At 72.2% G+C, this 20,287-nt stretch carries 22 protein-coding genes and 2 pseudogenes; 14 read left to right on the top strand and 10 right to left on the bottom strand.

Translation table 11 applies throughout. The features are described 5' to 3' along the window. Nucleotides 1-5: 5 nt before the first annotated feature. The 3 genes from ACWGB8_RS12920 to ACWGB8_RS12910 all read left to right on the top strand — a co-directional run bounded on the left by ACWGB8_RS12920 (nucleotide 6) and on the right by ACWGB8_RS12910 (nucleotide 3,206). On the top strand, nucleotides 6-866 hold the full coding sequence (locus tag ACWGB8_RS12920; protein WP_452213049.1) for an endonuclease/exonuclease/phosphatase family protein: 861 nt from the start codon (nucleotides 6-8) through the stop codon (nucleotides 864-866). 266 nt (nucleotides 867-1,132) lie between these two features. After that, the gene (locus ACWGB8_RS12915) at nucleotides 1,133-1,918 is read left to right on the top strand and encodes a response regulator transcription factor (RefSeq protein ID WP_452213017.1); all 786 of its coding nucleotides are present in this window, start codon (nucleotides 1,133-1,135) and stop codon (nucleotides 1,916-1,918) included. Between the two features lie 4 nt (nucleotides 1,919-1,922). After that, a complete protein-coding gene (locus ACWGB8_RS12910) occupies nucleotides 1,923-3,206 on the top strand; it encodes a sensor histidine kinase (protein WP_452213015.1) in 1,284 nt (427 codons plus the stop codon). A 358-nt stretch (nucleotides 3,207-3,564) separates the two neighbouring features. Here ACWGB8_RS12910 and ACWGB8_RS12905 read toward each other — a convergent pair whose 3' ends face one another. Continuing rightward, nucleotides 3,565-3,948, bottom strand: a complete 384-nt coding sequence (locus tag ACWGB8_RS12905) for a hypothetical protein (RefSeq protein WP_452213013.1) — start codon at nucleotides 3,946-3,948, stop codon at nucleotides 3,565-3,567. Nucleotides 3,949-4,143: 195 nt separating this feature from the next. Between ACWGB8_RS12905 and ACWGB8_RS12900 the strand changes: the two genes are divergently transcribed. Then, nucleotides 4,144-4,536, top strand: coding sequence for a hypothetical protein (locus ACWGB8_RS12900; protein ID WP_452213011.1), 393 nt, complete (start codon nucleotides 4,144-4,146; stop codon nucleotides 4,534-4,536). Nucleotides 4,537-4,778: 242 nt separating this feature from the next. Next, complete coding sequence (locus ACWGB8_RS12895) at nucleotides 4,779-5,549, top strand: hypothetical protein (protein WP_452213009.1); 771 nt, start codon at nucleotides 4,779-4,781, stop codon at nucleotides 5,547-5,549. Between the two features lie 654 nt (nucleotides 5,550-6,203). On the opposite strand, the gene ACWGB8_RS12890 is transcribed toward ACWGB8_RS12895, so the two are convergent. Beyond that, nucleotides 6,204-6,536, bottom strand: a complete 333-nt coding sequence (locus ACWGB8_RS12890; protein ID WP_452213007.1) for a hypothetical protein — start codon at nucleotides 6,534-6,536, stop codon at nucleotides 6,204-6,206. Between the two features lie 844 nt (nucleotides 6,537-7,380). On the opposite strand from ACWGB8_RS12890, the gene ACWGB8_RS12885 reads away from it, so the two are divergent. Then, nucleotides 7,381-7,566 (top strand): hypothetical protein, encoded by a 186-nt coding sequence (locus ACWGB8_RS12885; RefSeq protein WP_452213006.1) that lies wholly within the window; start codon nucleotides 7,381-7,383, stop codon nucleotides 7,564-7,566. A gap of 299 nt (nucleotides 7,567-7,865) precedes the next feature. Here the strand turns inward: ACWGB8_RS12885 and ACWGB8_RS12880 are convergent, their stop codons facing one another. Further along, nucleotides 7,866-8,168, bottom strand: coding sequence for a hypothetical protein (locus ACWGB8_RS12880; RefSeq protein WP_452213004.1), 303 nt, complete (start codon nucleotides 8,166-8,168; stop codon nucleotides 7,866-7,868). A 411-nt stretch (nucleotides 8,169-8,579) separates the two neighbouring features. Here ACWGB8_RS12880 and ACWGB8_RS12875 point away from each other — a divergent pair, with 411 nt between their 5' ends. After that, nucleotides 8,580-9,197: a hypothetical protein gene (locus ACWGB8_RS12875; protein ID WP_452213002.1), complete on the top strand. Its 618-nt coding sequence runs from the start codon at nucleotides 8,580-8,582 to the stop codon at nucleotides 9,195-9,197. A 498-nt stretch (nucleotides 9,198-9,695) separates the two neighbouring features. Here the strand turns inward: ACWGB8_RS12875 and ACWGB8_RS12870 are convergent, their stop codons facing one another. Further along, the gene (locus ACWGB8_RS12870) at nucleotides 9,696-10,571 is read right to left on the bottom strand and encodes a LysR family transcriptional regulator (RefSeq protein WP_452213000.1); all 876 of its coding nucleotides are present in this window, start codon (nucleotides 10,569-10,571) and stop codon (nucleotides 9,696-9,698) included. 93 nt (nucleotides 10,572-10,664) lie between these two features. On the opposite strand from ACWGB8_RS12870, the gene ACWGB8_RS12865 reads away from it, so the two are divergent. The 6 genes and pseudogenes from ACWGB8_RS12865 (at nucleotide 10,665) to ACWGB8_RS12840 (ending at nucleotide 14,109) form a co-directional block, all read left to right on the top strand. After that, nucleotides 10,665-11,402, top strand: a complete 738-nt coding sequence (locus tag ACWGB8_RS12865) for an SDR family oxidoreductase (RefSeq protein WP_452212999.1) — start codon at nucleotides 10,665-10,667, stop codon at nucleotides 11,400-11,402. Nucleotides 11,403-12,027: 625 nt separating this feature from the next. Continuing rightward, nucleotides 12,028-12,231, top strand: a complete 204-nt coding sequence (locus ACWGB8_RS12860) for a cold-shock protein (RefSeq protein WP_452212998.1) — start codon at nucleotides 12,028-12,030, stop codon at nucleotides 12,229-12,231. Between the two features lie 195 nt (nucleotides 12,232-12,426). Beyond that, nucleotides 12,427-12,579: pseudogene (locus tag ACWGB8_RS12855) on the top strand (IS3 family transposase); the annotation flags it as partial. Next, nucleotides 12,522-13,376: a DDE-type integrase/transposase/recombinase gene (locus ACWGB8_RS12850; protein WP_452212996.1), complete on the top strand. Its 855-nt coding sequence runs from the start codon at nucleotides 12,522-12,524 to the stop codon at nucleotides 13,374-13,376. The pseudogene ACWGB8_RS12855 and the gene ACWGB8_RS12850, both read left to right, overlap by 58 nt. Nucleotides 13,377-13,423: 47 nt before the next feature. Next, on the top strand, nucleotides 13,424-13,765 hold the full coding sequence (locus ACWGB8_RS12845; RefSeq protein ID WP_452212994.1) for a VOC family protein: 342 nt from the start codon (nucleotides 13,424-13,426) through the stop codon (nucleotides 13,763-13,765). A 92-nt stretch (nucleotides 13,766-13,857) separates the two neighbouring features. Further along, on the top strand, nucleotides 13,858-14,109 hold the full coding sequence (locus ACWGB8_RS12840) for a hypothetical protein (protein ID WP_452212993.1): 252 nt from the start codon (nucleotides 13,858-13,860) through the stop codon (nucleotides 14,107-14,109). Nucleotides 14,110-15,064: 955 nt separating this feature from the next. Here the strand turns inward: ACWGB8_RS12840 and ACWGB8_RS12835 are convergent. The 4 genes from ACWGB8_RS12835 to ACWGB8_RS12820 all read right to left on the bottom strand — a co-directional run bounded on the left by ACWGB8_RS12835 (nucleotide 15,065) and on the right by ACWGB8_RS12820 (nucleotide 17,390). Further along, nucleotides 15,065-15,871 carry a class I SAM-dependent methyltransferase gene (locus tag ACWGB8_RS12835; RefSeq protein WP_452213047.1) on the bottom strand — a complete coding sequence of 269 codons (807 nt, stop codon included), beginning with the start codon at nucleotides 15,869-15,871 and terminating at the stop codon, nucleotides 15,065-15,067. Between the two features lie 246 nt (nucleotides 15,872-16,117). Continuing rightward, a complete protein-coding gene (locus tag ACWGB8_RS12830; protein WP_452212992.1) occupies nucleotides 16,118-16,339 on the bottom strand; it encodes a helix-turn-helix domain-containing protein in 222 nt (73 codons plus the stop codon). Further along, on the bottom strand, nucleotides 16,339-16,830 hold the full coding sequence (locus ACWGB8_RS12825; protein ID WP_452212990.1) for a DUF2975 domain-containing protein: 492 nt from the start codon (nucleotides 16,828-16,830) through the stop codon (nucleotides 16,339-16,341). Before ACWGB8_RS12825 ends, ACWGB8_RS12830 begins: the two co-directional genes overlap by 1 nt. A gap of 353 nt (nucleotides 16,831-17,183) precedes the next feature. Beyond that, entirely contained in the window at nucleotides 17,184-17,390 is a 207-nt protein-coding gene (locus ACWGB8_RS12820; protein ID WP_452212989.1) for a hypothetical protein, read from the bottom strand. Between ACWGB8_RS12820 and ACWGB8_RS12815 the strand changes: the two are divergent. Further along, nucleotides 17,369-17,566 (top strand): annotated as a pseudogene (locus ACWGB8_RS12815) (IS5/IS1182 family transposase); the annotation flags it as partial. The gene ACWGB8_RS12820 and the pseudogene ACWGB8_RS12815 overlap by 22 nt on opposite strands. Before the next feature lie 15 nt (nucleotides 17,567-17,581). On the opposite strand, the gene ACWGB8_RS12810 reads toward ACWGB8_RS12815, so the two are convergent. Together ACWGB8_RS12810 and ACWGB8_RS12805 are read right to left on the bottom strand one after the other, a co-directional pair. Then, nucleotides 17,582-18,487, bottom strand: coding sequence for a S8 family serine peptidase (locus tag ACWGB8_RS12810; protein ID WP_452212987.1), 906 nt, complete (start codon nucleotides 18,485-18,487; stop codon nucleotides 17,582-17,584). Between the two features lie 347 nt (nucleotides 18,488-18,834). Beyond that, the gene (locus ACWGB8_RS12805) at nucleotides 18,835-19,836 is read right to left on the bottom strand and encodes a cyanobactin maturation protease PatG family protein (RefSeq protein ID WP_452212985.1); all 1,002 of its coding nucleotides are present in this window, start codon (nucleotides 19,834-19,836) and stop codon (nucleotides 18,835-18,837) included. Between the last annotated feature and the right edge of the window lie 451 nt (nucleotides 19,837-20,287).

Raw genomic sequence — 20,287 nt, 5'->3', positions numbered from 1 at the left:
CTCCCATGGCCCTGAGCTCCCACCTGCCGAACGCCGTCGGCAACCTCGGCAGCCTCTGCCAGACGATGCTGCCGTGGTCGGGGCTGGGCGCCCTCCTGCTGCTGTGCTGCGCGGCGGTGCGCCGCTCGGCCCTGGCGACGGTCGCCGTGCTGGTCCCCGCCCTGGTGTGGACCGTCCTGTTCGGGCCCGCTCTCGTCGACAAGAGGTCCGACGGCGGGGACCTCACGGTGGTGAGCCACAACGTGAACGAGGACAACCCCGACCCGGGCCGCACCGCCCGCGCGCTGGCGGCCTCGGGCGCCGACGTCCTGGCGGTGCAGGAGCTCGCGAGCCGGGCACAGGAGACCTTCCGGAACGAACTCGCGGCCGCCTACCCCTACTCCCAGGTACGGGGAGGTGTCGGAGTGTGGAGCAAGTACCCCGTCGAGGAGGTCGAGCCGGTGGAGATCATGCCCTGGACCAGGGCGCTGCGCGCCACCGTACGGACGCCGAAGGGACCGGTCGCGCTCTACACGGCGCACCTCGCCTCCGTCCGGGTGCACCCGGCCACCGGGTTCGCCACGGCCCGCCGCAACGAGGCGGCGGCCCGACTGGCCGAGGCCCTCCGGGCGGAACGGCTTGGGCGGATCGTGGTCCTGGGGGACTTCAACGGTTCGGTCGACGACCGTGCGCTGCGCGGGCTCACGGGGTCGCTGCGCTCGGCGCAGCAGGAGGCCGGCGACGGCTTCGGCTTCACCTGGCCCGCATCGTTCCCGGTGGTCCGGATCGACCAGATCCTGGTGTCCGGCGTCACGCCGCGCGCGGCGTGGACCCTGCCCGCCACCGGCAGCGACCACCTGCCGGTCGCGGCGTCCCTGCGGCTGTGACCGGTCCGCGCGGCCGTCCGAGGGCCCGTACGACCGCGGGCCTCACCCGCCTGCCTGCCGGCCGCATGCGACCCCTGCCCCGCCCGCCAACGTTCCGGCCGCATCCAGGGCCCCGACCCCGGACCCTGACCCCGGGCCCGGACCCCGACCCCGGGCCCGAAGGCCGGTCCTCGGCCCCGGTGCCGCCCCGTCGCCCGTACGGTTACGATCGATCACCCGCGGACCCGGACGGGTGTGGCTGCCCGGGCGAACACATCGGAGAACTCTTGTCCGCCATTCGCGTGCCCGACCCGGTCGGCGTACTGCTCGTCGAGGACGACGCGGTCATCCGCCGCTCGGTGCAGCTGGCCCTGGAACGCTACGGCTACCAGGTCGACGTCACCGGCGACGGACTCGACGGCCTGGACGCGTTCCGGGCGGGGGCGCACGACGTGCTGATCCTGGACGTGATGCTCCCGGGCCTCGACGGCATCAGCCTGTGCCGACGGATCCGCGAGGAGAGCCTGACCCCGATCCTGATGATGTCCGCCCGCGGCGACGCCCTCGACGTCGTGGCCGGACTGGAGGCCGGCGCGGACGACTACGTGGTCAAGCCCGTGGACATCCCCGTCCTCGTCGCCCGCATCCGCTCCCTGCTGCGCCGCGCCACCTTCCACCGGGGCCCCGCCCCGCAGCCCACCCACGACGAACGGGCCGCGGACGCGCCGGCCGCCCCCGCTGGAACGGCGCCGCCCCCGGAACCCCCGACGGCCCCCTCCTCACCCGACCTCCTCGTCTTCGGCACCCTGAGCGTCGACCTGCGCGGCCTGGAGGTGCGCCTGGACGGGCGACCCGTCCCACTGACACCCACCGAACTGCGCCTGCTGCTGGCCTTCGCCGAGAACCCCGGCGCGGTCCTGGACCGCCGTCGTCTGCTGCGCGACGTCTGGGACTACGGCTGGGAGGGCGACACCCGGGTCGTCGACCTGTGCGTGGTGCGGCTGCGCAAGAAGATCGGAGCGGACCGGATCGAGACCGTCCGGGGCTTCGGCTACAAACTCGTACGGAGCTGAGCGGATGGCCACGCGGCTGTTCGACCCGCGTTCCCTGCGATGGAAGGTCGCGGCCCTGGTCGCACTGGCCTGCTGCGCGGTCGCCGCCGTGATCGGGGTGCTCGTCCACCGGGCGACCGCCCAGAGCGGTGAGCGGGCCGGCCGCGACCTGGCGGCCGCGCAGGTGGCCGCCGCGCAGAAGGAGTTCTCCCTCACAGGCCGCCGCCCGGCCTTCGCGGACCTGCGGACCGTGGCCGATCTGCCGGCACCGCTGGCGCAGGCCGTCGCCGGCCTGGAGGCACCCGGGTCCGGGTCGTATGCGCTCTGGTACGACGTCAAGGAGCCGAACTGGTACTGGCTCTGGGCAGCGGCCCCGGTCGGCGACGACCAGGTGATCGTCGTGCGGACCGACAGGAGCGCCGAGGTGCGCCGTCTCCAACTCCTGGACCGCAGCATCGTCAAGGCCGCGCTCGCCGCGCTCGTGGTCGTCGTGCCCGCGGCTGCTCTCGTCGCGGAGCGGATGAACCGGCGGCTGCGCCACGGTTCCCGTACCGCCCGGCGGATCGCGGACGGGGACCTCGACGCCCGGATCGGCAGGCGGGGCCGGGCCCGCGACGAGATCACCGAGATGTCGGCGGCGGTGGACGCGATGGCGGCCGCACTGCAGGCGCGGCTGGCCGCGGAGAAACGCTTCACCGCCGACGTCGCCCACGAGTTGCGCACTCCCTTGATGGGCCTGGTCACGGCGGCTGGCCTGCTCCCGGAGGACGACGAGGCAGCGGGCCTGGTCCGCACGCAGGTGCGCGCGCTGCGGGTCCTGGTCGAGGACCTGCTGGAGGTCTCACGCCTGGACGCCGGTGCCGAGCGGGCACGGGTCGACGAGGTTCCCCTCGGCGAACTCCTCGCCCACGCGGCCGGACAGGCCGACGGCGACACCCGGCTTCGACTGGAGGCCCCCGCCGTCGTCCCGACCGACCCGCGCCGGGTGGAGCGCATCGTCACCAATCTCGTGGCCAACGCCCACCGGCACGGCGCGCCGCCCGTCGAGGTCACCGTCACCGGCGCCCGGATCACGGTGCGCGACCACGGCCCCGGCTTCCCGGACGACCTCCTCGCCGACGGGCCGCAGCGCTTCCGCACCGGCGCCGCCGAACGCGGCCGCGGCCACGGCCTGGGCCTCACCATCGCCGCCGGCCACGCCGCGGTGCTCGGCGCCGTTCTGACCTTCACGAACGCCCCGGACGGCGGCGCCCTCGCCACCCTCGTCCTCCCCCATCCACCCGCCCCGCCCCAGGCGCAGGACACCTGAACCCGCCGTTGAACCCGCCGCCCGACACCCGAACCCTGACACGCTCCACCGAAACGACACCCCGCCGGAGGCACGAACCACCCACCACCCCCGAGCGGGTTCAGCAGGATCGCGAAGGCTCTGCCCACCCGCCCACCCGGCCAACCGCCCGTCCACCCGGACGAAGCAGCCCCGGGCCGGTGAGAACGGCACCGGTCCCGTTCTCATCGGCCCCTGGCCTGTGCAGATCTCCGGGGCTCGCTGGCCGGTGGCCGCCCGGGCCGGGCAAACTCACCGATCCCGGACGCAGAACCCAGCGACTGGACGGCGAAACTCACCACCGCAGGTCAGCGGGGGTGCCCGAACTCCCCGCCGCAGGTCAGCGGGGGTGTGGCGGGGAACGATCGGTCAGGGGCGGCGCTGTCGTGTGAGGACTCAGGACATCTCGTACCCTCGGGAACCAGTCGGTCTCCTCCTCCTCGAGCAGGAAGACCGACGCGAGGTGGTGGGCGTCCTGGACCTCCGGCACCCGCCCGCCACGCGCTCCCTTCTCCAGCAGCATATTGCGCCCTTTCAGCCACTGGGTCAGGAGAGAGCCGTCGATTCTCGGCTTCACGTCCCTGAGCCGGGCAAGAACGGCCTGGCGAGAGGGCAGGCGGTCCTGGAGCACCCCTCCAAGGCAGGACGCCCAGGCGTCGAGAGCCTGGACCAGTGCATGGGCCGAGTCGATGAACTCCGTCTCCCCCGCCGTGCGGTCCTCCATACGACGTTCCCCCTTCCGCGCGACCTGTTGCAGTCCGGTGGTGAAACAGCAGGTCGCAGATGGTGCAACTGGCACTGCAACCGACCGTCCACCGCAGGGTCTGGAGAAGTCCCCTGCCTGGGATCAGGGTTGATCGCAGCGGGCAGCACGCACTGGTCCACCATCAATTCCCTTCTCGCAGAAGGAGATCCTCGCATGTCCCGATCGACGTTCCGAACGCGTCGCACAGTCCTGACCGTCCTCGCCGTGGCGCTCTCCGGCGCAGTCGCACCGGTGATCGCCGCCGGCAGCGCCGAAGCCGCCGGCGGCGGAAAGGTGTGCCTGATCCTGGCACCCAACTCCGTCGACCTCGACGGCCGCCTCCCCGCCCGCCCGGTCGGCCACATCGGGTGGGCCTTCCGCTCGGCCCGCCTGCCCGACCCGAAGCCCGCGGGCATCTCCCTGTTTCCCGAACCACTACTACAACAACCTCCTGCCGAAGGCCGGCTGGAGCGGCACCGTCAACCTGTGACAGCACCGAACCGGGCGTTCGGGAACGACCCGGCCACCACCCGATTCACCAACGAGACGAGGACTGACCATGTGTAAGCGCTGCAGCGGCAAGGGGAAGTGCACGACGTGCGGGGGCTCCGGCTTCCGCGGTGTGTGGAAGTGCGACAGCTGCCGCGGGAGCGGCGACTGCAAGGCGTGCGACGGCCGCGGCCGCTGAGCCGGCCGCCTCATTGCGACCTCCCGGGGCCCCGCCGACAGCGGGGCCCCGGCCCACCCCCGCACTGTCGTCGCTCCCGGCCCCCGCGGGTCCGGAGCCCTGAGATGGGAGAGAACAAGCGGTGGCGAACCTCGCCGAGAACGCAAGTCTGCTGCCGGACCCACTGCAGGTCTGGGACATCATCCGCGGCCTCACCGGCTCCTGGCTGGGGGCAGGCAGCATGATCGCCGTAGTCATCGCCACGGCGATCACGGCCAGGATGTGGTACCTGAGCTGCCGTGACGGCTACCGGGCCGCACGTCGAGGCGGGCGCACGATCACGGCCGCCGTCCGTTTCAGCGTCCGGCACCTGGGTCGCATCCCGGTACACCAGAAGGTCTTCGCGTCGCTCACGACGGTGTCGGTCGTCCTTCTTCAGGCCCTGTGGCTGGCAGCGACGTACTTCTTCGTCAGCGTCCTCGCCGCCAACCTGCGGTCCATCTTCGGTGGCCCGCCTGTCGGCGACGTGCCGGACCTCCTGCGCTGGAACGGCGCCAACAGCTCCTACACCACCGCATGCGCGCTGCTCCTGGCCGGCGTCTACATCCTCTCCATCACGAGGAACGACGAGTTGAACGTGCTGCTCGGTGTCCTGCCCGGGATACCGGCCGCGGTCTGTGCGGTCCTGATGGCCGTCATCGCTGCGATCGCGACCGTCGTCAGTTCACTGGCCTCGCTCGTCGGCGCCGACGCCTATTGGGGCGACACCGGCTTCTTCTGGCTCACCGCCCTTGTCCTGATGCTCTACTCCGCGTCGGGCTTCTTCGCTCTGGGTGCCACTTCCCTGAGCGTCCACGCATGGCGGGAACAGCCGACCGCCACGCACACCGCCCCGGCCGAGTCCCTCCCGTGAGCGGTGGACCCGCGCCCGGCCGTCGCCGTACTCCCGGCCGCCGTCCCCACCGACACGCCCCGCCTCGAGGAACCCGGACCAGCACGGACTGCCACCCCCGTCCGGCACCCACTCGGCGCCGAAGGCCGACGCGGAACTCACGGCGTGACCCGTGCGGGGGCCGGTGAGTTCACCGGGCGTGACGAATGTGACCGCACCGCCCCTGCCCGAGCCCGAAACCGAGGAAGACCAGGCGCAGCGCGGGCTGCGGCAGGCGGTGAACGAGGTGCTGGCCGAGACGGCGGAGGCGGGTCGGCGGGCTGCGGGGTGGGTGCGTTCTCTTGCCGGGCGGTAGGAGGAGTACGGCCACCGCGCGGTGCTGGAGCGGGCCGCCGCCGCGATCGAGGCGGCCCCGGGGCGCGAGATGGTGCCCGGTGGCGACGGGCAGCTCTACCCCAAGCCGGCGTACAACCTCGGCCGCGAACCCGGTGACCGGCAGCGTCCGGGGCCGCAGTTGTTGCCCTGCAGCCCGTCGGTGACGGCGGTGAAGCGCAGACCGTAGCCGTCGGGCAGGACCGGCGCGGGGGTAGTACAGGTCGCCGCCGGCGCAGCCGGCGGGCCCGCCACAGCGGCCGACACGGCGCCCGGGGCGGCAGGCGGGCCCGGGGCGGCGGGTCAGCGCCTCCAGTGGGGGCTGAGGGCGATGGCGCGCAGCTGGTCGACGGTGAACGCGAGGTCCGCCCGGGTGGGGGGAAGGGCGGTGGGCGAGTGGAGCCGGTCGGTGTTGGCCACCTTCACCCACACCTCGCGGCCGTCGTTGCGGCGCACGACCACTCGCAGGGAGCTCGTCGTGTTGACGGCGTCGATCCGCTGGACCTTGGCGGCCGTCCCGTCGTCGAGCAGTTCGGGGCAGGTCCGCGACTGGGGGTAGCAGGCCCACTCCTCCTGGCGCACGTCGTCGGTGACGCCCACCGAGACCAGCACCTTGCCCCGGCCGTCGTCGTACACGACGCCGCCCTCGGCCAGGTGGCCGGAGGGGTTCGCGGAGGTGATGCGCCCGTCGACGAACGTGCCGAGGTTGTAGGGGGAGCCGGTCGTGCCGGGCGGCAGGAAGAACGCGAGCTGCTCGGCGACGGTACCCGACCTCGGGCCGCCGGCCGGCGGCTGCGCGGAGGGGGTGGGGGCCGGCGGCGCGCTCGCGGCCGGGGAGCCGGCCGGGGCGAGCGGGGTCGGGGTCGGGGCGGCGGTGAAGGCGATCGCGCCGGCGGCGTACGGAGACGAAGGTGCGCACCAGGACGGTGTGGGCGTAGGCGACGGGCGCCTGGGAGCGGTCCGCCAGGAGCTGAACGTCTTGGCCAGGGTCTCCTGGACGAGGTCCTCGGCGAGGTGGCGGTCGCCGGTCAGCGGGCAGGCGTGCGGTACAGCTGGTCGCTACGGGCATGGGCGAACCAGGAAGTCCGCGGGTACATCCCCCACCGGGCGGTCCCCTCTTCTCGAACGTGTCATCGTCCCAGGCACGCGATGGCGGACACGACGCGTTACACCCGCACCCGCGAAGGTGACCACCGTCACAACACGACACGCGACAGCACTCAACGCGACAGGAGGATGACAGCCCCCGCGACAGCGGCGATGCGGCCGGTCACGGGGTGCGGTCCTTCACCGGGTAGAGCTCGGGCGTGGCGCACCCGGAACTCCCAGGCCGAGCCGTGGTGCTCGGCACCCAGGCTTCCGCGCAGCAGGGTGCGTGCCAGGGTGTCAGCCACCGCGCACCGGCGGGCCAGGGCCGGCCGAACCGGCCCCGCCGGCGGTAGCGGCAATCGAGGCGCTGCGCCGGGCTTTCTGTAGCGGCATGTTGACGTTAAAGAGGACCAAGGACCACCGCACCGCCGACCTTGTCGCCACCTTCTTCCTGGCATGCAGCGACCTGCTGATCATCTGCTACTACCTGTTCTTCGGGGCGGACGGCGTCTGGACGGCCGACTGGATGGGCTACCCCGGCATGGCGAATCCGGACGGAGCCTCCTACCAGGGCTAGGCCGTCTCCTTCCTCGCCTGGTCCTGTGCGGCCTCCGCGCTGCTCGCGACCGTCCTGCGGGCCTGGGTCTGCGCGATCACCCAGGTGGTGCTCCTCGGCGGCGGCGGCCTGTTCCTGGCCTCGCTGCCGACCTATTGGAACAACTGAACCGGCAGGCGCCGGGAGTAGCGGCCGCCGGACACCGGCCAGGTCGGCAAGCCACCGAACCCGCCACCCCACCCGCTGTCCGGATCGCCCCCAGCGCCCGGCGGCGAAACAACATCGCACCGACCGACAAGGCCTGCAAGGGGCTGTCCGGGTCAGTACCCCTCACGCACCTCGAAGACGCCGCTGTCCCAGTACACGGACGGCTCGTCGGCCTCGCTCGGCCAGTCGCTCTGCAGATGGCGGCGGCCGTGTCCCAGGGCCCCGACCCGGTGCGGGCCCAACCGCCCCGCCATCAGGTCGTCCGCCTCGGCGTCCGTGATCGGCAGCACGGTCCGGTACTGCGCATCCCGTGAGGCGACCCAGTCGACGTACTCGGTGAAGACGCTCACAAAGGCCTGCGAACAGAGGCCGCAGCGCTGGACGGAGACGATGAAGTGCGAGTCGTCCTGAATCACCCTCTCGACCCGGACCCCGGTGTGGCTCCGGTGGTGCGCCCGCGCCACCACGGCGTCCTCGGCGCAGCATGCCGCGCACCCGAAACCCGCGGACTCCGTCACGTCGCCCCCCATGATCGCGCCCCCTTCGGCCGTGGGCCTCATTCTACTCTTGCCCCCCGTGCCGACCTCCGCGGTCCTCCGCCCCGGGGCAACCCCCTCCGTCCGGGGCCTGTCACGCCGAACTGTCGCACCCCGACCACAAACGGGAGATCGCGGGTATCCGCGCAGGTCACAGACCACGACAGCACCCGACGCGACAGGGGGCCGCGACAACCCCCCGCAACAGCCTCCGGGCACCGCAGCTCACGCTGTGCGGTTCTTGACCCGTCTCATCGAACTTTGACATCGCAGGTCAGGTACGGTGCCGGCATGATCGAGGGTCTTCCTTCCGGCGTCGACGTGCCCAGCGAGATGCTGCTCGCCGGCTACTTCCTCGCGGTACCCGAGCCGATCAAGGGCTCGGGTGTGCCCCGTACGGAGCGGCTGACCACGGCATCCGACTGCCTGATCGACCGGCTTCCGGAGGACGGTTGCCGGTTCGGTACCGCGCCGGAAGCGCTGACGGCCTGCTTGTCTCTCCAGGTGCCTGTTGGGGCCCGCCTGTACGCCCTGATGGTGCCCTCCGACCATGTCAGTGGCTTCGTCGCCGACATTCTCACGGCCGGGACGGAGGAACCGGTGCTGCTCGCGCACCTCGACAGCCGGACGGGCAGGCCCGGCCGGGAGGTGGCCGAGGACGCGCGCGAGCTCGGCTGGGAGGTACTCGGCTACGCCACGGCCTGCTCCACAGCTGGCTCTGTAACGACCTGTACGAGGAAGGCCTGCTGGAGCTCGGCGTGGGGACCGACGAACGCGGCCTGCTGGAGCTCGGCGTGGGGACCGACGAACGCGGCCTGTTGCCTGGCCGGGAGGCTGCCGTACGGGCCGCCGCCTGGGCCAACGCACGTGGTGACACCAAGCCGGTCACCTGGTTCCCCGGCGCTGTGATCGAGTGGGACGTCCCGATCGAGGGCTGCGTCGGCCCCGCCACCACCGAAGCCCTTGCGTCCCCTGTCGCACGGTCCTGGTGGCGCCGGATCCTCTAGCGGGCCAAGGCCAAGCTGCATGATGGCGGCACCGGTCAAACGTCGTTGAGACACCGTCAAAGTTCGATGAGACGGGTCAGTTCCCGGCCGCATCCGGGCGGTCTACAGGACGCCCTCAAGCTGACCGATCCCGTGGTCCACCGAACGGGCCACGGCATCCTCGAAGATCGTGATTCGACGCTGACCGTCGATCTCCTGACGCTCCACTGTGACCGCGCGCCGTTCAAGCCCACCGAGTCCGCCCGGAACCGCCGGCGCGCCGTCAACACACCCCACCCGGCCGCCCCCGCTCGGGCCGGGGCCCGCTTCGATCAAGGCATGCCCGTCGAACGCGAGGAGGCCGGTGCGCCCTGGCCAGGCTCCGCGCCGGGCGTCAGGAACCGTCCGCCCCCACCGGCGGCTACCGGGAGGATGCGAGCTGTACGGCGGTCCTGACCAGGCCGGCCAGGGCCGGTGAGCGGCTGTGCGCGGGCCAGGCGATATGGGTGACGACAGGGGGCGCGTCGGTCACGGGGACGGCGGCGTGCTCGGACCACAGCCAGGCACGCGCGGAATCCGGCACGACGGCGACCGTGCGGCCCAGGGCGACCAGTTGCGCCAACTGCGTCTGATCGCGGATCTCGGGACCGGGACCGGCCGCGTAGACGCCGTGACGGGGCCAACGCGCCGGTGGGAGGCCGGGGACGTTGCCGATGTCGGCCAGGGACAAGGCCTTGCGCGCGGCCAGGGGGTGGCCGGCCGGCAGGACGGCGAACTGCTTCTCCGTCATGAGCTCCTCGCTGTCGAACCCGGCGAGGGAGTTGAACGGCACGTGCATCAGCGCGACGTCGGCACTGCCGTCGCGCAGCCGCGCCTCCTGGTCGCACATGCCGCACTGCAGGACCTCGACCTCAACGGCGCCGGGCACGGCCGCGTAGGCGTCGAGGAGCCTTTGCAGCAGTTCGTGAACCGCGGCGGTCTTCACCGCCAGCACCAGACGGGTACGCCCCCCGCCCAGGCCGTCCGCTCCGCCGGCGCGGCGGGTGCGGCGCGCGGCGGCGGCGGCCGCATCCAGCGTCGCCCGGCCCTCGTGCAGCAGCACCGCTCCCGCATCGGTCAGCGCAACACCGCGGCGGTTGCGTTCCAGAAGGCGCACACCCAGACGCCGTTCGAGCTGCTGGACCGCCCGCGACAGCGGCGGCTGGGCCATGCCCAGGCGTTCCGCGGCCCGGCCGAAGTGCAACTCCTCGGCGACGGCCACGAAATACCTCAGCTCACGGGTCTCCAAGACGTCCACCACGACAGCCTACCCCTGCGATACCCACCGGGTATCACAGCGAACCCGACCGGTGTTGGCCGGCGCACCCACCCGGGAGCGAGCATGGACGGCATGAGCGAAACGAAGACCGCGCTGGTCACCGGCGCGAACAAGGGAATCGGCTACGCAATCGCCTCCGGCCTCGGAGCCCTCGGATACCGCGTGGCCGTCGCAGCCCGGAACGCGGCCCGGCTCGAAAGCGCCGTCGAGAAGCTGCGCGCCACCGGCACCGAGGCCTTCGGCGTGCCGCTGGAGGTGACCGACGACCAGAGCGTCACCGAGGCCGCGAAGCTGATCGAGCGTGAGGCCGGACGCCTCGACGTACTGGTCAACAACGCGGGCATTTCCGGAGAGATGGGCCCGGGTTGGGTACAGGACCCCACGGCCCTCGACCTCGACCTGCTCCGCACTGTCATGGAGACCAACGTCCTCGGCGTCATCCGGGTGACGAACGCCATGCTCCCGCTACTGCGCCGCTCGTCCTCCCCTCGCATCGTCAACATCTCCAGCAGCGTCGGCTCCACCACCCTCCAGGCCGACCCGAACACCGAACTCGGAGCGATCATGGCGGCCTACGCGCCGTCGAAGGCACTCCTCAACGCCGTGACCGTGCAATACGCCCGCAAGTTCGCCGACACCGACATCCTGATCAACGCCGCCTGCCCCGGCCTGTGCGCAACCGACTTCACCGGCTTCTTCGGAAACCGCACCCCCGAACAAGGCGCAGCCACCGCCATCCGCCTCGCCACCCTCCCGAACGACGGCCCGTCCGGCGCCTTCTTCAACGACCAAGGCACCATCCCCTGGTAAGCGACCAAGCACCCCGCACACGAGACCGAACCAAATCGAACCACCGACACGAACACGACAGCGACACCGAGCCACAGGCCAGACCCGCAACAGAACCCGCCCCGCGACCACCCCCTCCAGAACAACACGCACCACGCACCGCACCACGCCCCCGGCCATACCCACACCACCAACACACAACCGGCCCGCCACGCCGCCGAATCGACAACCACTCGCGACCGGACACCGGGACGGCTGACACACCGTCACGACAGCAACCGCCACCGGGACCCACCCGATCCGCCCATTCCTCACCCACCGCCACCCGGGGAAACCAGCCCCGGACCGCCCCAACGAAACGCGGCCGGGCGGCCCTACCACCGGGCAGCCGCCGCCGAAAGGGTGACCCGACAGCCTCCCGGGCGGAACACACCCCGCCCCCGGTGGCCGGGCGGCCCTACCGCCGGGCAGCCGCCGCCGAAAGGGGGACCCGACAGCCCCGGGGGCGGGACGCACCCCGCCCCCGGACACGCGGCGGCGCGTGACGAGGCGCAGGACCGCGCGTGACGGGCGCGCCCCCGGATCGTTCCCCCTACAGGCCGCCCGCAACCAGCACGGCCCACCGACCACCACGCAGGAGAGCACCATGGCAACCGGCAAGGTCAAATGGTTCAACGCGGAGAAGGGCTTCGGCTTCATCGAGCAGGACGACGGCGGCCCCGACGTGTTCGTCCACTTCTCCGCGATCCAGACCCAGGGCTTCAAGGAACTGTACGAGAACGACCGGGTCAGCTACGACACGGTCCAAGGCCCCAAGGGCCCCCAAGCCGAGAACGTCGTCAAGGAGTAGCCCACCCACGGTGCGGAGCCGGACCACAACACCGGCCCCGCACCCCACACCACACCCCCGACAACAACCCGACAGGCCGAACGACAGCCCCACAGCCGCGACGACCGGCCACAGACCCGCCACCAACCAACCGGACAGCCGACAAGCCGGCACACCACCGCAGCCCCCGGCCCCCGCGCGGTCCGCGACGCGGAACTGACCGGCAAGATCACCGAGGTCCACGCGGCCTCGCGCGGCACCTACGGGGGCGCCCCGCGCGTCCATGCCGCCCTCGGACGCGGCGGCGACCGGTGCGGGCGCCGCCGCATCACCCGGCTGATGCGCCAGGCGGGCCCGGCCGGCCGGCACCGACGACGGCGCCACCGCACCACACTCCCCGACCCGCAGGCCGCCACCCGGCCGGACCTGGTCCTGCGCGACTTCACACCCGACCGAGCGGACCTCGATGCGCGCTGGTGCGCGACACCGCCTACATCCCCACCGACGAGGGCCGGCTCCACCCGGCCACCGCCATCGACATCGCCTCCCGCCGCGTCGTCGGCCGGGCCACCGCCGACCACCTGCGGACCGACCTGGTCGCCGACGCCCTCCAGGCCGCCTGCCGCACCCGCCGCCCGACCCGGCCCGTGATCTTCCACTCCGACCGATTGAATCCGCCCAGCACACCAGCCGCGAATTCGCCTTCCTTGCAAACGAGTTCAACGTCCGGCTGCCGGTCGACCGCACCGGCTGGCGCTGGATCACGGGCCGCCGCCCCGAGCCCTACGGCATCCTCACCCGGCGCTTCGGCGACGAGCGCAGCCCCGAGAGGTCCGCTTCTCCCCCACCCCTCCCGCACCGCCCGCCCCCGCACCCGACGCCGAGGGCCAGGTTCACGCCCACCGGGCGGCGGCGGGGCCGTGTGGTCGGCCGCAGCCGGCAGCCGCTGCCCGCGTGGAGGCTCGTGCGTGCACCTGAGCAGCGACCGCGCGGTCACCAGGGCAGCGGGGTGCGGTCCGCGCCCGTGCTCCACGTCCGGGCTCCGCCACGGGCCGGACGCGCCACGCCACTTGAGCCATCCGGTGACCCGAGACGAAAGCGCTGGTCACAGCCGCTCGGGTAGGGCAAAGGCGGCTTTCGGCGGTCGTTGGCCTGCAGGTCTGTGACCGGCTGGCGCCGATCGTTGTCGGTGGTCGCGGCTAGGGTGGCGATCATGAGTCTGGCAGCAGTGATGATGACCGTGGATTGTTCGCAGCCCCAGGAGCTGGCCCGGTGGTGGGCCACTGCGCTGGGGGGCGAGATCGCCGAGGACCACGGCGACTTCGTCATCGTCAGCGCGCAGCCGCTGGCCCTGGGCTTCCAGCGTGTGGCCGAGGAGCGGCAGGGCAAGAACCGTGTGCACGTCGACTTCGCCGTCGCGCCGGGCACGGGCCTGGCGGAGGAGGTGGAGCGGCTGGTCGCCCTGGGTGCGAGCGTCGTCGGTCAGCACAGTCTTCCGGGCCTCACCTGGACCGTGCTGCAGGACCCGGCCGGCAACGAGTTCTGCGTCCACTGAAGGAGCGATGCGACCGTGCCGGTCACAGCCACTCGTCGACGGCTGTGACCGGCACGGTCGTTCCATGGTACTGCGGGCAGGCCTGCCGCCAGGTGGCCCTGCGACAGCGCCGCCCGGCCGAGCAGGCCCCGCTGCTGCGCGAGGAGGCCCGGACGCTGCCGACGGGAATCGACCCGGACCCGGCCGCCGCCGGGCAGCAGGGGCCGAACCCGCCGGACGGTGAGCAGCTCGCCCAGGCCGTCCGGCACGCCCGTGCCGTCCGCGGGCACCTGGCGGCCCCGTACGGGACACTCGGCCGGCCGCCGGACCGCGCGCGCCGGATCAGGGCCAGGCGGGCGCCGTGAAGAAGACCGCACACACCCGCACCCGGACCGGGCCGCCCGCCGCATCGGTGATCACCATCCGGACCAGGCCGGGCAGACGGGTTCGTACCAGGTGGTGCGAACGACAACGCCACCCGCGGTAAGGAGCGAGCGGATCACGCCGGTCACCATGTGCCCGGCGGCCGCAGCGAAACCCGACACCCGTGCCGAACGACCCACAGCACAAGCCGCCCAAGCCGGCAGGCGCGACGAAGGCCGCCCGGCCGCCCGAGTCGAAGGCCGCCGGCCGAACCCCGCGGGAACCGCACCGTAGCCGCCCGGATCCGGGCCGCGCCACCACCGACCGCAAGCCCGCACCCCCGCGCGCGATCCCGGCCGTGCCGACCACCGGGCCGTACCGCTGAACACACCGAGCACTACCCGCCAGGGGTCGGACCCACCCCGCAAACGGTCAAGAACACCCGCCGCAGGCCAGCCCTTGCCCCCTCTGCGCGGAGTTCGACCAGACCCACCGAGGTCCGGCCCGGCACAGGACTCCCATCCGAGGCACAGCCCCAGTGGGCGACCTCGACTGGTAAGCCGTCCCGGTACAGCACTGCGCACCGGCCGATTCCGCAGTCGACCGGGTCGAGCAGCGGTCGCCGGCGATCTTCGGGGTGGCGGTGAAGTACAGGCGGCACAGCGCGGGGACGTTGTCGTCCAGGAAGCCACCGGCCGTCAAGGCTCGGCGGCGAACGGCCAAGATCCAGCGAAGCAGGCATACCCGGCACTGGGACCCCCTGGCGAAACGGGCGTACCGGGGTGCGCTGGGACGGTGCCAAGACACGGGCCCCCCAGCGGCCTTCTGTCCCCTGACACGCGATCCCGACCGATTGGCAGGCGGCCTTGACGGGTCGCCCCGGGGCGTGGACGCGAACGCGGGCGTGGAACGGTCGAGCCCGGTCAGCGGTCGAGCCCGGTCAGCGGTCGAGCCGCATCAGCGGCCGGCGCTGACGAGCAGGGCCGCGTGGGGAAGGCGCAGCAGGCCATCCTCGTCGAGCAGGTCCCGCGACAGGGCCTCGAAGTGCCGCTTCACCTCGGCGCGTATCTCTTCCGGCTGGCTCAGCAGCAGCTGCCCGATGAAGGCCACGCCCGCTGCCGGGCCGCTCCACCACTCCTCGGTACTCGCCCGGTGGTCCCAGCGCAGCAGCCGGCAGGACGGCTCGCGCAGTCCGGCGCCCGCCAGCAGCGCTCCCAGGCCCTCCGGGGTGCGGGGGAAATCGTGTTCGGCGGCGAGCGGGGGCAGGTGCGGCGGGCGGGTCACGCCCGCCGCCTCCACCGCCCGGCCCAGCAGGGACTGACCGGCCGGCGCGGGGTCCGCCCAGATCGTCAACGCGATCCTCCCGCCCGGACGGACCACCCGGCGCAGCTCCGCAAGAGCATCCCCCGGGCGTCCCACATGGTTGAGGACGAAGTTGCCGACCACGGCGTCGAACGCGCCGTCCTCGAAAGGCAACCTGGGCAGGACCGCCGTCAGGACCTTCGCGCAGGGCACGGCCCGCCCCGCCAGCTCCACCATGCCCGGCTCGGCGTCGACCGCGGTCACCCGCGCACCACGCTCACAGGCCGCCGCGGCCGCCGTCCCCGTCCCCGTCCCGACATCGAGAAGCCGAATCCCCTCCCCGACCCCCGCCGCATCCAGCAACCACGGCACCGGATACGCACACAACCGCGCGAAACTCCCCCCGAACGCCTCGGCACGCCCCGCCCACGCCCGCCGCTCGTACTCATCGAAAGCCGTCACCACACCACCCCACCCCCCGCCGAACACCCACGACACCGCGCTGCCGTACACGAACCCGGCAACCACCACCGGCCAACATCACACGACAGAACCTACCCGCGGTCAAAATCACCTGACAATCCGTCAAAGCCACCCGCCGGAAAGCAACGGCGGGTACGGCTGACCCGTCTCAAGACGATGGATCACCCAGGTCACGCGCGCCGAGCGGTCCCGGAGGTCGCTCGCGGACGCGTCGGCAGGCACGGTTCAGTGGCCCGCGGTGTCCTCGGCCTCCCAGCGAAGCAGGTCGCCCGGCTGGCACTCGAGCACTTCGCAGAGCGCAGCGAGCGTCGCAAAGCGCACCGCCTTGGCGCGGCCGTTCTTGAGCACCGCCAGGTTGGCGGGCGTGATCCCTACGCGCTCCGCGAGCTCGCCCACGGACATCTTCCGCCTGGCCAGCATCACGTCGATGTCGACGGCGATCGGCATCAGATGACCTCGTCCAGCTCGGCCTGCATCTGTGCCGCCTCGACGTCGCGGGCGACGGCCTGGGCGAGCAGCATCCGCAGCACGAGCACGATGAGCGCGACTCCCAGGACGGCCACGCCGATCCCGCCCATGATGAGGGTGACGCCCGGGTCGTCCCGCTGGCCGGGCGCGTTCAGGGCCGTGACCGAGAACCACATGAGAGCAGCCGCAACGATCGCGCCGATGATGACGTCCACGTACCGGAAGGCGGCGTGGGAGAACACGGTTCCGCGTCGCACCATCGTGACCAGTCGCCATACACAGACCAGGGCGACCTGGGTCGTCCCGATGCCAAGGATCGTGATCATGCGCAGCGGGGTCAGCGGCAACGAGCCGTCCTCCGGGTCATTCCCGCTGACCAACGTCCACACCATCAAAGCCTGTACGAACACGGTGCCGGTGAGCACCACCGCGAGCACGGCGCGCAGCGCGCGCACTGTCAGCTTTCCCACGACCCATCCTTCCATCGAGATGCGATGGGAATCTATCGAATCTCGATAGGCTGAGCAAGGGCTGGACTGCGCGCACCTCGGGGTCGCTCGGCGCGCGCTCGACCTGGGTGGTCCCTCACCGGTGACACAAGCGCCGTCGGTCAACCTTGATGAAACCGGTCAAGGTTCGGTGGCACAGCACACTCGCAGTGCACCCCGCGCTGTATCCGGGCCTGTCGCGCCGAGCTGTCCCGCCCCGACCACACACGGGGGAACGCCGGTATCCGCGCAAGTCACAGGGCGCGACAGCACTCAACGCGACAGGGGCGCTACGGCCCCCGCGACAGGGCGACGCGGCCGCTCACGGGGTGCGGTTACCGGGTGGAGCCCGGCGTGCCGTACCCGGTCCTGCTGACGCCGGTCCGCGGGGCCGAGACGCGGGCGGCCAGCAGCTCCCGCCGGGTCGGGGCGGGCACCACCAGCAGCCCCAGCTCCTGCGCCTCCCGGCCGCCGGTGCACTGCGGGCACTCCAGCCGGCCGGGGCCGGCCTTCTCCCGCCGCCCGCCTGCGCAAGGGTTCACGCGGCGGACGACCCCCGGGCTTCGACGAGGAGCGGTACAAGCGACGCAACACCGTCGAACGGGCCATCAACAAGCTCAAGCACGCCAGAGCGGTCGCCACTCGCTATGACAAGCGCGGCTACGTCTACCTCGGCACGGTCACCGCAGCCGCCCTCGTCATTTGGCTTCGCACATGATCGACCGGACGAGCTCTAGGCGCCGCGCCGGTGCCGCGCGGCCAGCAGGGTGTACGACGCCCAGGCGTCCAGCAGCGGCGGAACGACCGTCCTGCGCGACGCGAAGCCGGTACCCGGCCCGGAGCCGGTGCGCAGGACGGCCGACCGGACGTCGGCCGGCGAGGCCCCGGGGAACTCCGACAGCAGCAGGGCGACCGTGCCGGCGACGAACGGCGCGGCGGCGCTCGTGCCCGTGAGCGTCGCCAGGCGGTCCCCCGAGCCGAGGCCCAGGATGCCCTCGCCCGGTGCGCCGAGGCCGCTTCGTCCGATCGATCCGCCCAGGTTGGAGAAGTCCATCGGCCGTCCGCGTCCGTCGCACGCCGTCACCGGGATCGTCCACGGATGGCGCGTGATCACCGACGTTCCCAGCACGCCCTGGTTCCCCGCGGCCGCGACCGTGATCACGCCGCGGTGGGCCGCGTGGTCCAGCGCCCACTCCAGCTCGCGGTGTCCCGCACTGGACGGCGACTCGGGCGCGACGCTCAGGTTCAGCACCCGGGCACCCGCGTCGACGACCTCCACGATGGCGGTCGCGAGGTCCTCCACCCGCGCGGCAGGAGCCGCACAGGCGCCGGACCGGTCGGCCGGGAAGATGGGCCGGACCAGCAGCGTGCAGCCCGGGCAGATGCCGGGTACCCGCGATGCCCGGCCGGCGCAGAGGAGACCGGCGACGAACGTGCCGTGCCGGCAGGAGGGTCCGCCTCCCGCCCGGCCGCACGCGCCGCCGTTCCCTCGCCCGGGCAGGACGCGCAGGCGTTGGCCGGCGAGCCCCGGATGGTCGACGGCCACAAGGCCATCGACCATGCCCACGGCGATCTCCGGTCGGCCGGTGCTGCGCGCCATCAAGGGGGCGAGTCCGGCCTGTTCCAACGGCGCCGCCATCGTCATCCTCTGGGTGTCGTCCGTCCGCCCCTACCCGGGGCGCGGTCCGATCCGGTGCGGATCAGCCGATGGGGTCAGATGTCGCAGAGCTCCATGCAATCTCTGCGGCACTCCTGGCAGCGGAAACTATGGGGTTCCCGGCATGAGTCGGCGCAGGCCCCGCGGCACTCCAGCGCGCAGAGTCCCTGTAGTTCCACGCCTTGCTGCGCGATCACCCGGCCACTGCTCCCGGAGCCGTACCGCGACGCCCGGTAGTGTCCGCGCGTCCGGTAAACCGTGGATTCGGCGGTGAAGCCCGGAATTCGCATTTCTCTGCACCTCCTTCTCGCCGTGCCACCTCGGCACGGTCAACGGTCGTAGTAGGGAGACAGACACTTGATCAGGAAGGGCCACTCCTCGGTGACGTCCACGCGTACGAAGAACTTCTCGGTCACGTCCGTCCGACGGCCCGTGTAGCAGAACAGGACGTCGATGACGGTGCGGACACCGCTCAGCCGGGACTCGCGGAAGCTCACCGCGCTCAGCGAGGAGTCCTGGGCGAAGGCCTCGACGGTCTTCTCGTAGATGCGCGGGTAGCGGACCGTGAGGTAGTTCAGCGCACGGTACGGGTCGGTGTCGCCGGCGTTGTCGCCCAGTTGCATCACCCTTCGCAGCAGCTCCTTCGAGGAGGACTCGAAGAGCTCCCTGGCCATGCCCTCGGGCGGTTTGATCGCCGCCAGCAAGTGCTCGCTGGCGAAGGAGTAGACCTGGTCGTAGTCCACGACGGGGATCGTCAGGCCGTTGCAGAGGCCGGGCGGGGCCAGCGGCCCCCGGCGGCCGATGACGACGTCCAGGTCGGTGGCACCGGGCTCGGGGCGAATGGCTTCGACCAGACGGTCGAACTCGACCGGGTCACTCGCCCGGAGGACGTACGCCTCCATCCCCTGCACGCTCAGCACATAGCACAACTGCCGTGCGAGGTAGCGGTTCTCGGGCTGTGAGATGACCGCGTGGATTGCCTGGCGGTCCGTCATGTTCTCCGTCTCGGCCCGGGCCACGGCCTGGGCGACCTCCTTCTCGACCCCCAGGCTCGGGAACCGGAAGTCGATCTGGCCGATCACGTAGACGAAGGGGTTCACGCGCTCCGGCATCCCGCCGGGGGCCTGCGGCTCTCCTCCGCAGCCGCAGCCCGACGCCATGGGCGCGACGGTGGCTGCGGCGGTGGCGGTGCCGGTGGCGGATCCGGCCGGCCGGAGGGCCGGGTCGGGCCGACCGGGATCGGCCGCCGTCCCGTCCTCCACCGGCACGGGCTGTTCCCGGTACTCGGGGTGTTCCGAGTACTCCGGGTACTCCGGGTACTCCTGCTCCATCGGTGACTCCTCGCGCCTCGCGGGGCGTGGTCGTCGCGGAGTTCGTGTCACGGTCGGTGACCGGACCCCCGCGACAGCACCAGCCATCGGTTGAGTGCGGCCGCCCGTCGTTCACAGCCGCTGCAGGGCTTCCTGATCCCCATCGTGCTCGTCACGCGCCTGACCGCGTCGCCGAGGCCGATGTCCTCGTCCGTGACGAACCCGGGAACGCGCACTCTGCGCCGGCGGTCCTCGCCGCCGGGGGCGGGATCGTCCCGCTGTTCACCCTTGGTCATCTCCCTCACCCCTCCGGTGACGCTCGGTCACGGCGGGCGGCTGGCCGCCCCGGAGCTTCCAGGAACGGACAGTCATGGACGGTAGCGGGCAGTTCTCACGCGAGGAACTCATCACTCGCGAAGGGGAAGCCGGGGACCCCCCACCGCACGGGATCCCGCGGTCATCCGCTTCTTCC

It is taken from the genome of Kitasatospora sp. NPDC054939 (assembly GCF_053610105.1).
Note: the sequence above shows the minus strand (reverse complement) of the source record. Positions and strands in the feature narration are given on the sequence as shown.